At 39.0% G+C, this 12,912-nt stretch carries 9 protein-coding genes; 5 read left to right on the top strand and 4 right to left on the bottom strand.

Annotation, left to right across the window (positions count from 1 at the left end):
* The first annotated feature begins 128 nt into the window (after positions 1-128).
* Positions 129-1,916: a putative bifunctional diguanylate cyclase/phosphodiesterase gene (locus BW961_RS16590; RefSeq protein ID WP_068588911.1), complete on the top strand. Its 1,788-nt coding sequence runs from the start codon at positions 129-131 to the stop codon at positions 1,914-1,916.
* Between the two features lie 46 nt (positions 1,917-1,962).
* Positions 1,963-3,630: a histidine kinase N-terminal 7TM domain-containing diguanylate cyclase gene (locus BW961_RS16585; protein WP_068588913.1), complete on the top strand. Its 1,668-nt coding sequence runs from the start codon at positions 1,963-1,965 to the stop codon at positions 3,628-3,630.
* Positions 3,631-3,712: 82 nt separating this feature from the next.
* Here the strand turns inward: BW961_RS16585 and BW961_RS16580 are convergent, their stop codons facing one another.
* Complete coding sequence (locus tag BW961_RS16580; RefSeq protein ID WP_068588916.1) at positions 3,713-4,696, bottom strand: phosphotransferase enzyme family protein; 984 nt, start codon at positions 4,694-4,696, stop codon at positions 3,713-3,715.
* Between the two features lie 509 nt (positions 4,697-5,205).
* Between BW961_RS16580 and BW961_RS16575 the strand changes: the two genes are divergently transcribed.
* On the top strand, positions 5,206-6,984 hold the full coding sequence (locus BW961_RS16575; RefSeq protein ID WP_068588919.1) for a putative bifunctional diguanylate cyclase/phosphodiesterase: 1,779 nt from the start codon (positions 5,206-5,208) through the stop codon (positions 6,982-6,984).
* Positions 6,985-7,050: 66 nt separating this feature from the next.
* On the opposite strand, the gene BW961_RS16570 is transcribed toward BW961_RS16575, so the two are convergent.
* From BW961_RS16570 to BW961_RS16560, 3 genes are all read right to left on the bottom strand, one after another.
* Positions 7,051-7,392 (bottom strand): zinc ribbon domain-containing protein YjdM, encoded by a 342-nt coding sequence (locus BW961_RS16570; RefSeq protein ID WP_068588923.1) that lies wholly within the window; start codon positions 7,390-7,392, stop codon positions 7,051-7,053.
* Positions 7,393-7,466: 74 nt separating this feature from the next.
* On the bottom strand, positions 7,467-9,200 hold the full coding sequence (locus BW961_RS16565; protein WP_068588926.1) for an ABC transporter ATP-binding protein: 1,734 nt from the start codon (positions 9,198-9,200) through the stop codon (positions 7,467-7,469).
* Positions 9,201-9,538: 338 nt separating this feature from the next.
* A complete protein-coding gene (locus BW961_RS16560) occupies positions 9,539-10,210 on the bottom strand; it encodes a YdeI/OmpD-associated family protein (protein WP_068588929.1) in 672 nt (223 codons plus the stop codon).
* Positions 10,211-10,412: 202 nt separating this feature from the next.
* Between BW961_RS16560 and BW961_RS16555 the strand changes: the two genes are divergently transcribed.
* Both BW961_RS16555 and BW961_RS16550 read left to right on the top strand, forming a co-directional pair.
* Entirely contained in the window at positions 10,413-11,594 is a 1,182-nt protein-coding gene (locus BW961_RS16555; protein WP_068588932.1) for a MalY/PatB family protein, read from the top strand.
* A 199-nt stretch (positions 11,595-11,793) separates the two neighbouring features.
* Positions 11,794-12,906 (top strand): amidohydrolase family protein, encoded by a 1,113-nt coding sequence (locus BW961_RS16550; protein ID WP_068588934.1) that lies wholly within the window; start codon positions 11,794-11,796, stop codon positions 12,904-12,906.
* The last annotated feature ends 6 nt before the right edge of the window (positions 12,907-12,912 follow it).

Genomic DNA, 12,912 nt, shown 5'->3' with positions numbered 1-12,912 from the left:
AAATTTCATTTTCAGAAAAATATCGATAATATTCTCCATATATGACTTACAAATAGAGGATTTTAAAGGAATATGTTGAAACCCCTTAGTGGAAGAAAGTTGATCAGGCTCATAATGGGAGGCACAGTATGCTACGAAGTAATAAAGTCAGGAAAACCCCTGTTACGGGAAAAGGCGTCCATGAGCTTGCGCCGATAAATAAACGTACATTCAGTCCTTTGTTGGCTTCTGCAAAAATTGCCGGAATCTATTTTATCATAGGGTGTATATGGATTCTGTTAACGGATACCGTGGTGTCAGCCATAACGCAAAATACTGAATTGATCAAGCTCATTAAGATTATCATAAGTTGGTTCTTTGTCTTTATGACGGCTTTACTCATCTTCGGCCTAATTCTTGGGACGCTCAAACGTATCAAAAAGATAGAAAGGAAGCTGAAGATCGCCTATAAGGAAAGGGTATCCTCCCATGATAATCTCGCGTCTATGTACGAGCAAATCACAGGTACTGAGGAGGAACTCAGAGAGCAATATGATCAACTGGTTGAGAATCAGCGCAAGCTTACCGAAAGTGAAGAGAAGATGCATCATCTAGCCTATCATGATCTATTGACTGGCTTGCCCAACAAATTAGCCTTATTCGAGAATGGTGACGCTACATTACGTTCTGATTCAAATATCACTGCAGCCCTGATGTTTGTGGATATCGATAATTTCAAATACATTAATGATACGATGGGTCATGAATTCGGTGATAGTCTGATCGTTAAGACAAGCGAGAGACTAATCTCCATTGTAGAACATAGCGGTGAAATCTATCGGTTTGGCGGCGATGAGTTCATTATTCTTTTACATCGCATGGAGAATACAGAGCATATCCACGAAATTGCAGCCCGCATCCTTGCCGGATTCAAGAAAGCTATTGAGATGGAAAGCAGTATGCTACACATCAGCATCAGTATCGGAATAAGCATTTACCCGGAACATGGCAATGATATTATGGAATTGGTAAAACGTGCAGACATTGCTATGTATAAGGCGAAAGAAGCTGGCAAGGATAAATTTGTAATATTCGATCATCCCTTAAATGATGTCTTCGTGGAAAGAATGAACATTGGGAAGCAGTTATATACAGCTATGGAACACAATGAATTTGAACTTTTTTATCAGCCGCAGGTGGATCTGACACAGAACAAAGTGATCGGTCTAGAGGCACTATTACGTTGGAATAGCCCAGAACTTGGCGTTGTCTCTCCACTTAAATTCATCAAGGTAGCCGAGGACTCACATCTCATTATTCCTTTAGGAGCCTGGGTTGTACGCACAGCCTGTGCCTATCTAAAGAGTCTTCATGATCAAGGATTTCAACATTTAATGATGTCTGTCAATATTTCGATGTTACAGCTTCTACAAACTGACTTTAATGAAATGATTATGAATACACTGAACGATTGTGGCCTAGAACCAGAATATCTAGAGCTTGAAATAACGGAGAGCGTTCTCGTTGAATCTTACGATCATGTGATCCTTAAGCTGAATGAACTAAGAGAACAGAATATCAAGATTGCACTAGATGATTTCGGAACGGGCTATTCTTCTTTAAGTTACTTAACCCATTTGCCGATCTCGACTTTGAAGATAGACAAGTCCTTTATTGATTCCATTTCTACGGGAACTAATCAAGCAGCTTTGGTAGAGCAAATCATTATGATTGGCAAAAAAATGAACATGTGTGTCATTGCAGAGGGCGTGGAACAATCAGTACAACTGGCGTACTTGCAGGGGCAGGGCTGTGATCGGATTCAAGGTTATCTATATAGTCGACCACAATCAGCACTGGCCATGGAACAGTTACTGACCCGATGGGAGAATTCCGGAATCGGTATACCGATAGAAGAAGGCCTCAGGACCAACTAAATAAATCTACAATGAATGACTACTCTGAATAAGAAGGTGTACCCAATTGGGTCTTACTGTATGGATCGACTTAATATTATTTATCGCTTTATTTGTTCTATTCGTATATGTATTTGCTTCTGTTACCATCACGAACCTACATAAAGCCTATTTAGTATTTCACTTTACTATGATGTTATGGCCTTTCTGCCAGTTCGCCATCAAAACAACGAACAACCCCAAGATTCAATTATTTCATGTGAAGTTCGCATTTATAGACTTGTCTCTATTAACGGTTGGATGGCTTCTATTCACTATTTTTCTCACAGGCCAATCTCATTTTTTACGCAAAAAAATATCATCACTTATATTTGTACCTGTAATATTTATAGCCATTGGTGTCATTATCAATCCAAACGGATGGTTTGTTCGTCCTATGTACGGTCGTTATATCGAAAGAACCTATGGACCGATATTTTGGTTCATTGTTATTATTCTGATCACCTATGCTATTATTTCGATCTATATTATATATTTAGCTCTAGCATCAAACAAAACGACTCGTATCAAGAAACAGGTCTACCATGTGCTTCAAGGTGTGTGGATGCTGATTGCATTTGTATTGCTAGATATATTATTCAATGTTGTCTTAGCTAAGTCTCTACCGGGAGTCATTCCAGGATTGACGTCACTAGGAATCTTACTATCTGCTATCTTCTTTGTAATTGCCATTCACCGCAATAAAATATTTGATATCGTGACTATCGCTCATCAGGATATTATCGACACCATCGGCCAGGGAATTCTAGTGCTCGACGATAGCGATATGGTTGTAGAGGTCAATCAAGCCCTACTTCCCCATTTCAACTTACATATTGGAGATCGCTTCGATATCGAGGCCTTCCTCCCACAGGAACATGCTGCTAACCATTTAGAACTATTCCTACATACTTATCGAGAACAACCTTTGGACAAAATGGAAATTGAATTATTCTATCCTGATATCGATCGATATATCAACCTTCATGCTGCGCCTATTATCGTTAGCGATATTAGGGTTGGTCGAATTATCACGATACAAGACATGACTGAACTTCACCGGCTCGTTGATGAGACAACCCTTCAGAATGGGTTCCTACAAGAACGTAACCTAGAGCTCATTGGCATCCAAGATGAATTGTTTCATACCAATCGAAAGCTCAAACAGATGGCCATAACCGACAGCTTAACAGGTTGTTATAACCGCCATTACTTAACGCAACAGTTAGAGCACGAAGTCATGGAAAATATGAAATATCAAACACCTTTCACGATATTTCTAATCGATATCGACTTTTTTAAATCCATCAATGATACTTACGGTCATTTAATCGGTGATATCGTCATATGCAAAACTGTGGAAGTCATCACACAGTCGCTACGAAAGTCTGACATTCTCGCCAGATATGGCGGGGAGGAATTTATCGTTTATTTGCCCAATACGAGTCAAGCACAAGGAAAAAAATTGGCTGAACGTATGAAGTCCACCGTCGAAGCGAATCAATTGATCATCGACAATGTTGCCCATCCCATATCGATTACGATAAGTATCGGATTGCTCTCCCTTAATAATTTCACGACCAAACATGCCAACAGCCCCACAATTCATCTAAATGATATGTTTCAATCCGTGGATAAAGCCCTCTATCAGGCCAAAAAAGAAGGACGTAATCGAATTGTTAGTATCGTAAAATAAAAAAAGGGGCACCTCAATCAGGTGCCCTACCGTTCAAATAGAGATACTTTTATCCTCTTGATGGATCTCCCTCTGTGTTTCTCTAAATTTTCATTCCAAAACCAGAAGATCTATTCGTCATAGAATGATTCAATCTCTCTCTCAGATTAATTAACCAATCCGGCTCATGATCCCATTGTTCAACTATGGAGATTAGCATACGAGCATACCCATATAGATTAGCAAACCGCCTGCATGCTAGCATAATCGAGGAGAATTCATCTGAGATGTGATACTCCGTAAGATATCCGTCCATAAAGCATTGTTTCTTGCGATCAAAATCTTCCGTTGGAATATAGTCGTGCAGGCTATCAAGGGCTTGCTCAACATCCATTGCATACCAGTGATACATCGCATCATCGAAATCAATCACGTTACAGGAGTTCGTTACTTCATCATAAAAGACGTTATCATATTCAAAATCATAGTGAATAAGTCCAAAATTATTCTGTGTAACAGGAATTGAGGAGAAATAATCTTGTAATAATCTCACTTCCTGCAAAGCTTGCGTCTCTTCTGGGAAATCGATTAGAATTTCCTGAATCCATTGTAAAACATCACTATAAGACCATCTCTTATGAACTGTAGGTGTATATTCACTAGATAGTTGATGAAGCTTTCCTAATGCTTTTCCATGGCTGAACACAATGGCATCACTGAAATCTGTGTTGTTTATCTGCACACCTGATACACGTTTGAATACAGAAGCATAATACATACCCCATGGCGTGTGTGCTTCTACAAGCTCTTCCCCATTTCGAGATTCCACCGATTCTAGCACTCCATACCCTTTAGTACGCAAGTATGAGATAAAATCCAGTTCTGCTAACATGTTTTCTTTACACTTCTCTGTTGTGGGAGCAAATCTTAATAATTGGTTGTTCCCTTTACATTCAAATGGATAAATCGCATTTGAAGATATTCTATAGTACTTAAACAGTTCAATCGATTCTTTATCATATTCCCAATTGCTCAGAATCATTTCTGCCAAGCTCTCATTACTGAATAGATATTTCAACTTCAACATGGACATACAACTCCTCATCTATTTGTGCGCGCAAAAAGACCGCAAGGCTATACTTGCGGTCTACGTAATCCTAGAGTGTGAGAAAGAGTGTACAACAAATAGACCCTCTCCTTTAATAGGAAAAATAATCAGCAAATCCCTTTAAAGTGGCAGACTATTTCTGTCTGCCTACAATATTCAATTCATAATCACCTTATAAGAAACAGTAGTAGTTATAGTCCGGCGTGCCATGCCGATCACTCCCTTCAAAATCATATTATTTCCATATTACACCAGATTAATTATAGAATAGATCCCTATTTTTAACAATAAGAGGACGGATGTAGCATTGCGTGTTATATGCAGGTATGGGCAATTGTCCAGATAGATCGACTTGCGAATCATTCACCTCACACCAGTTCCTACTTATAGAAATATATTTTGATCATTTGTCAAAATATGTTTAAAAATAGAGGATTTCGTAAACGTTTGTTGAAGGTTTCTAAAGGCTAGATAGTGGGGGGCACAATATGCTGCGAAGAATTAAAGACATGAATGCGGGAGCCCACTTAAATGAAGGATTACAACCGGCCCCAATAAAAAAGAGAATTCTTAGTCCGCAGTGGAGTTCTTTCAGAATTGCCGGAATTTATTGTATTATAGGGTGCTTATGGATTCTATTAACCGATAGAATGGTTCCTATGTTTACGCAAAATATAGAAATGATCAAACAAATAAATTTAATCAAAGGTTGGCTCTTTGTAATAATAACCGCTGGACTTATCTTTATTCTAATTCTTGATACGCTCAAACGTATCAGAATGATAGAGAAAAAGTTGAGAATCGCCCAACAGGACAAGATATTTGCTAATGAAAGTCTCACATCTGCATATGAAGCCATTATCGCTACTGAGGATGAACTCAGGCAGCAATACGTTCTGCTGCTCGAGAACCAGCACATGCTTTCTGAAAGCGAAGAGGAAATGCACCATTTAGCCTATCATGATGTATTAACTGGCTTGCCCAATAAGTTAGCACTATACGAGATTGAATCCAATACAGCCTTTGCGAATTCCAATGCACTTACGGCCCTGATGTTTCTGGACATCGACAACTTTAAATATATTAACGATTCGATGGGCCATGATTTCGGCGACCGTCTGATTGTAAAGGCAAGCGAAAGACTTCTCTCCATTGTAGACAAGAAGGGAGACATCTATCGGTTTGGCGGCGATGAATTCATCATCGTCTTACATACCTTGGAGGATACAGATGAGATACATCATATTGCAACCCTTATCCTTGCTGGATTCAAGGGTGCCATTGAGATAGACAAAAGTCTGCTACGTATCAGCACCAGTATAGGAATCAGCATTTACCCTGAGCACGGAAGCAATATTATGGAATTAGTTAAAAGTGCAGACATTGCCATGTATACGGCAAAAGAGGCTGGAAAGGGTCGGAGCGCCGTATTTGATCATCCTTTGAATGATAGTTTCATCGAGAGAATGAATATCGAGAAACATTTATATAAGGCTATGGAGCAGAATGAGTTTGAACTCTTTTATCAGCCGCAGGTAGATCTAACACTGAACAAGGTGACCGGTTTAGAAGCTCTTTTACGTTGGAACAGTCCGGAGTTAGGATTTGTCTCACCTCTTAAATTCATCAAGGTTGCCGAAGATTCGCATCTCATCATTCCTTTGGGAGATTGGGTGTTACGCACTGCCTGCGCTTTCCTGAAGAGTCTTCATGAGAAGGGTTTAACGGATCTCAGTATGTCCGTCAATATTTCGATGCTGCAAATATTACAAACCGACTTTAATGAGATGGTTCTAATTACACTACAAACCTGTGATCTTTCACCTAAATATCTGGAGCTCGAACTAACGGAAACTGTTCTGGTTGAAACTTTTGATCATGTGCTCTATAAACTAAATGAACTAAGAGAACTCAACATCAAAATTGCACTAGACGATTTCGGGACTGGTTATTCTTCATTAAGTTATCTAACCCACTTGCCAATCACCACTTTAAAGATAGACAAGTCCTTTATCGATTCCATTCATACTGGAACACATCAGGCCGCGCTAATAGAGCAAATTATTATCATAGGTAAAAGAATGAACATGTGTGTCGTTGCGGAGGGCGTGGAACAAACTTTACAGTTGGAGTACTTGCAGCAGCAAGGCTGTGATAAAATTCAGGGCTATTTGTATAGCAAACCACAATCAGCAAAGAACGTAGAACAATTACTACTCCAATGGGAGAATACCGGAATCGGTACCCCAGTTGAGTTCCAATATTAATAACGGCACTCATGTATATGAGTGCCGCATCGATTCAAAGCCTCTTGAATTGTATTACATCCGTAATTATATCTTTTTAACAAATTCGGACTTTAATTTCATCGCTCCAAAACCATCGATTTTGCAGTCAATATCGTGATCGCCATCAACCAGACGAATACTTTTTACTTTTGTTCCTATTTTCAAGACGGATGAACTTCCTTTTACTTTTAGGTCTTTAATAATCGTGACAGCATCACCATCATTCAAGACATTGCCGTTCGCATCTTTAACAACTTTAGTATCTTCAATATTGTCGGTCTCTGATTCTAACGTCCACTCATGAGCGCACTCTGGGCAGATCAATAGACTTCCATCTTCGTACGTGTATTCTGAATTACATTGTGGGCAATTTGGTAAGCTAGACATAATAGTATGTTCTCCATTCGTTATGTGTATTTATTAAGGCGTTCCTTATATGCTTATATACTGTCATAGTCTTCTCATATTGACAAACCCTTATTATGACTTACACATTCATCAGAACTTTTGTTATTCCACAATTCCTTAAATGCATCGCAGCTATCTATTAAATAGTCAAAATTACCGTCACCAACAACAGAGCCATTCTCGATCACAAGGATCTTGTCGACCTCTTGTATGAAATTCAACCTGTGTGCAATAATGATGATGGTTTTATTCTTGAATTCTTTTAGAATCGTATCCATGATGCTTTTCTCCGTAATGTTATCAAGTGCCGACACAGGTTCATCCAGGATTAATACATTTCTTTTCTGTGATATGACTCTGGCAAATGCTAACCGTTGTCTTTCCCCTCCTGATAGCTTCACACCTTTCTCACCGACCAACGTGTCTAATTGATCCGGTAAAGCTAACACTTTTTCCTTCAAATGAACTTTGTCCAAAATAGCATATATATCTTCGTCTGACATCTTATGATCAAATACAATATTCCCCCGGATGGAAGTATCAAAAATCGGCGTTTCCTGTGATAAATATGAGATGTGATCGTAATAACTATTCAATTCAATATCATCCATATCCATGCCATCTATCAAGATATCACCTTCGTTCCTCTTCAACAATCCTACTATTAACTTAATAATCGTAGATTTGCCGCCTCCGCTTAGTCCCACAACTGCAACTGACGTTCCTCGCTCGATCGAAAATGACAGGTTATTCAATATCTTGGTATGCCCATATTCAAAGGATACATTTCTGAACTCAATATCACCTTGAATCTCAGCAATCGCTAGACCAGACTCTAAGTTCTTATCTTCAGGGGCATTAATAAAGTCCTCAAATCTTTTATAAGTTATTCTATTCAGTCTGTAATCCACAAATAGAATATTAAAAATGGCAATCGGCGTATAAATTTTATCAATAAACATAAATAAGGCGACCACAACCCCAAGCGATATCTCCCCTGCTACGATGCTTTTTATACCATAAATCAATAGGACGACTTTTATGATCGTGATAAATATTTCAAAGATAGCAAAGAAGGATTCATGTATCATTTTTAGTTGTGCACTTTTGCGGATAATATGACGTGCTGTATCGTTCAATTTATTGATCTCTTTGTCATATCGTTTGTTTGTTCTGAACACGACCAATTCCATAAATCCACGTATGGAGTATCTAGACATATTCTCTTGTTCCTTGAGTATCGTTGACTTTATGCTATACAGATATTTCAGTAGTAGATTGGTTACAACAAAGATAACTACATATCCACTCGCAATCACTAGCATAATCCTTATGTCATAGAAGCTAATAAAGAATAAGCTAAATAGAATGGTAGGTAGTAACTCATGTAATGTTCTCAGGAAAAAAGAATAAATAATACTATTTCCAGCTGATGCACCATTCTCAATCACTTTTATCATTTGTCCGGTACCTATATCTTGATACGCTTGATAATCGATTCTTGATATTTTGGATAATGCAATTATTTTCAATCTTTCTGTGATGCTATTGGACAAATATACGCTAGGGTATTCATCCACATAATTAAGGACAACCATCCCGCCTAGCACGATTCCATAGATAATGATTAAACTCGATATTTCACCTAAACTCTTCACTACCACAGCCATATCTAATATTTGTTGGAAGATTACAATGCCTAGACTACTTAACAATTGAATTGTGAATCCTAAGAAAACATATGAACATATCCACCATTTTAAATGTAACAGACACTTTTTCAACATGATATTTAATCCCCTATCTCGCAAATGAGTATAAAAAAACCAGGGTTCACCCGCATTTCAACAATAAATAACCAACATTAAATACATGCATGGTTCTTTACGTTAAATAGCTTAGTGCCCTGGCTCTACAAAATGACTGCCCGACACCATTCAAAGTTCTAGTCTCACTCCAATCAAAAGGACATACGACCCCCTTGATAGCTGGCACGCGTAATACCCAGCCCGGGAACTAGTTACTTCGAACGATACGGAAAGACATCCATTTCACCTCATTTAAAAGAATATTTATATTATATATCTCGAATAGTTAATATTCAATATTTATCCAGTTCTTGTGGCTAGGGTTGATCTTTGCGATATAGCTCACGAGTCTTATAGCCTGCCTGAAGAATCATCTTCATTTCCTCGCGCCGCTTGACCCTTGTCTCCTCTTGTTTCGCACTATAGACATAACGTGCCCAATCCTTACGATATCCTGAAGTAAGTGCATGGTACAGGGTAAGTAGATCTGGCGTGTCCTCTAAATCCTTCTCTATATTTGGTATCAAAGCAATATAGTCATCTACACGTTGGCTGGATTCCGAAGAAACCTTACCTTTGCTCCTCGCATCCTCTTTTAACCCAACAACGGTAAAGACATCATCGAGTCCTACCATTCGAGTAAATTTAATATCGCTTGTCCCGATATAGCCATCTGCATCACTACCTATTCCTGCAAACAGGTCATCTCGATGGATGAATGTAGGGTAGACTTTGTTTCCTTTTTTGGGATACGCCACAAAGAGATAACCATCGGTATTGAGCTTCTGATGTGAAATAACACGATCAACTAGTTCCTTTAATGAATCCATATCTAACACAAAAGCAAATATGAGATCATACGCACCCGCTGTGAGGGTTGTATCGTACTCTGTCAGTTCCGTGAAATAATCCATTCCTTCAGGTTGTTCCAATACGGCTACTTGATTGTACTTGTGTAAATTCAGCTTCTCTACTATTGATTTCGTCATGCTACTTCAGCTCCTTATCAGACTCGTCTCTTAACCTTATTTACATAGAAATAAAGTTATCGAAGAATTTAATGAATTTAATTTCTTTTGTCTCATCTTCATAATAAGTTTATACTGATACCATATTTATTGTCGAAATATCCGTAGAAATAAACGCCATAACACACAATTAAAATACATTACTTTATTCGGAGGATAGATCATGAAATATAATTTTGACACTACGATTGCAAGAGAGAATACCAACTCCACGAAATGGGATCCTGCTATTTTCAAAAAAATGCGAGGGTTCGACGGTGATAGCATACTGCCGATGTGGATTGCAGATATGGATTTCCGAGCTCCTGAAGTCATCCTAGATGCTTTAAAGACAAGAGTCGATCATGGGATCTTTGGATACAGCTCTCCACTTGAAGATTACTATGCAGCTCTCTCTTGGTGGCAGAAATCGAGGCATGACTGGGAGATTAAAGAAGAGTGGGTCACGATTACACCCGGGATTGTCCCTGCATTAAACTTCATAATTAGAGCCTTATCCAATGAAGGTGATCAGGTCATCATTCAAGAACCCGTATATTCTCCATTCAGAAGTACAGTTGAGAACAACAATAGAGTCGTAGCAAACAATCCTTTACTATTAGTTAACGGTAATTACGAAATGAATTATGATCAGTTGGAACGATTGGCTAGTAATCCGTTAACGAAGTTGCTTATCCTGTGTAGCCCTCATAACCCCATGGGAATGGTATGGAGTAGCGAACAACTCCGTAGGTTGGGCAAGATCTGCAACGCGAACGATGTCATTGTGATATCTGATGAAATTCATAACGATTTGATAATGTCAGGACATAAACATATGACATACGCTCTATTGGGAGAAGAATTTGCGAATAACGCTGTCATCTGCACGGCACCTAGCAAAACATTTAATATAGCGGGACTACAGACTTCAAACATTATTATCCCGAACCCTGATATAAAAGAAAAAATTGATCTAGAGATAGAGAAGTCCTCCCTTACGGAACAGAACTTATTCGGAATCGTGGCAACCACCGCAGCGTATTCGGAAAAAGGGGCTGAATGGTTGGATCAATTATTGACGTACTTGGAATCCAATGCGGACTTTATTGATCAGTTCGTAAAAGAAAGAATGCCTAATGTGAAGTTTATCAAACCTCAGGCTACTTATTTGGCTTGGCTGGACTTCAAAGAAACAGCAATCTATGAAGATCTGGATAAAAAAATATTAGAAGAGGCGAAGGTTTGGTTGAATAATGGAGCTATGTTCGGTTTAGGTGGCGAGGGTTATATGCGAATTAATTTCGCCTGTCCGAGATCGATTCTAGCGGAGGCATTAGAGAGAATCGCCAAATTGTTTGAATAGACTATAAGGTCGATTACTACAGATGGCGCAACCACTGGTACTTTTCAAATCGGTGCGCCTGAACCAGAAACTTATGGGGGGCTCAACTATCAAAAAAATAGTTGAGTTTATTTCCGTTTTATCCCATAATTTATTTTAAATTGATAGCGTTCCCATAATTGTATATTGATCAAATACTTATACACATGGAGGAATAACGATGTCGTCCAACAAGCTGTGGTCTGTATTTTGTACGCTTAACCTTCTCGTTCTGGTTATCACAGGATGTTCCACTGGATCTAACAACGAAGAAACTGTTGAACCTCTTACGGTGTATGAACCGAAACAAGAACTAGAGTTGATTCAGACGATTCGTAATACTAGAGATTCCAGTAAGAAATTATCTAAGTTGTATAAAGATTTGACTCTCATTGACATTCATAATCATGCCGCAGATAATCCGAGTGCCGTGTATGAATGGACGCAAAATGGGGTCGACCGAATCGTACTATTCGGGAGTGTGTCTGAGCCAAGCGCCAAGATTTCAGATATACTCGCTTGGGATCATTATCGCAGAGACCCGTCTCAAGTCTATCCATCCTTCTCAGGGTTCCCAATCTATGAAGAAGAAGGTCTAGACATTGTGAAAGAGAATTTGGAGAAGGGTTATCTCAACATCGGAGAAGTGGTTGCCGCATCCACCAACTCCCCCGTTGTATCTCAAGTAGAATGGAAAGCCCAACATCCCAACGACGGCAATCTTCCACAAATCTATGATTTGGCTGCCCAATATCACACACCTGTCCTGCTACATATCGATCCCACGAGTGGTCAGCCCATTGATCAATTAGAGAAGGCGTTAGAACAACATCCAGATACCACATTTATTTTTGGACATGCCAATGCTTATAACACGATTGAGAATATAACGTACTTATTAGACAAATACCCCAATATATATATAGATTTCTTTGCAGGGTTTACTGCCTATAATGCGGATAGCCCTCTTCAATTAAAGGATTTCGTCCCTCTTATAGAACAGCATTCGGATCGATTTATGTTATCGACTGACTCCGGCTACGGTTTAGTCCCGGGTCAAGCTGTGGACGCCCTATACGAAACCATAGATCTTCTTACCCCAGATACCGTACAGAAAGTTGCTTATCTCAACTACGAACGGATGATTGAACTTCAGCAGCCAACGGACACGCAAATTGCGAAGATCAAGGAACTTTCTTCACAACTTGGCAATACCCAGTCCTATCGCGTGAATAAACGGATGGCCAGTGCGCTCCTATTTGATCTGGAACGACAAGTAAAGAAACTGAAATAAATGATC

The organism is Paenibacillus macquariensis (assembly GCF_900156375.1).
In the GTDB taxonomy this organism is placed as follows: domain Bacteria; phylum Bacillota; class Bacilli; order Paenibacillales; family Paenibacillaceae; genus Paenibacillus_AQ; species Paenibacillus_AQ macquariensis.
This window is presented reverse-complemented; position numbering and strand designations above follow the sequence as displayed.

Bases quoted from the DNA above. Each gene is read 5' to 3' on its own strand.
- BW961_RS16570 (WP_068588923.1), bottom strand. From the start codon at position 7,392: ATGTCTAGCTTACCAAATTGCCCACAATGTAATTCAGAATACACGTAC.
- BW961_RS16575 (WP_068588919.1), top strand. From the start codon at position 5,206: ATGCTGCGAAGAATTAAAGACATGAATGCGGGAGCCCACTTAAATGAA.
- BW961_RS16550 (WP_068588934.1), top strand. From the start codon at position 11,794: ATGTCGTCCAACAAGCTGTGGTCTGTATTTTGTACGCTTAACCTTCTC.
- BW961_RS16565 (WP_068588926.1), bottom strand. From the start codon at position 9,200: ATGTTGAAAAAGTGTCTGTTACATTTAAAATGGTGGATATGTTCATAT.
- BW961_RS16560 (WP_068588929.1), bottom strand. From the start codon at position 10,210: ATGACGAAATCAATAGTAGAGAAGCTGAATTTACACAAGTACAATCAA.
- BW961_RS16555 (WP_068588932.1), top strand. From the start codon at position 10,413: ATGAAATATAATTTTGACACTACGATTGCAAGAGAGAATACCAACTCC.
- BW961_RS16590 (WP_068588911.1), top strand. From the start codon at position 129: ATGCTACGAAGTAATAAAGTCAGGAAAACCCCTGTTACGGGAAAAGGC.
- BW961_RS16580 (WP_068588916.1), bottom strand. From the start codon at position 4,696: ATGTTGAAGTTGAAATATCTATTCAGTAATGAGAGCTTGGCAGAAATG.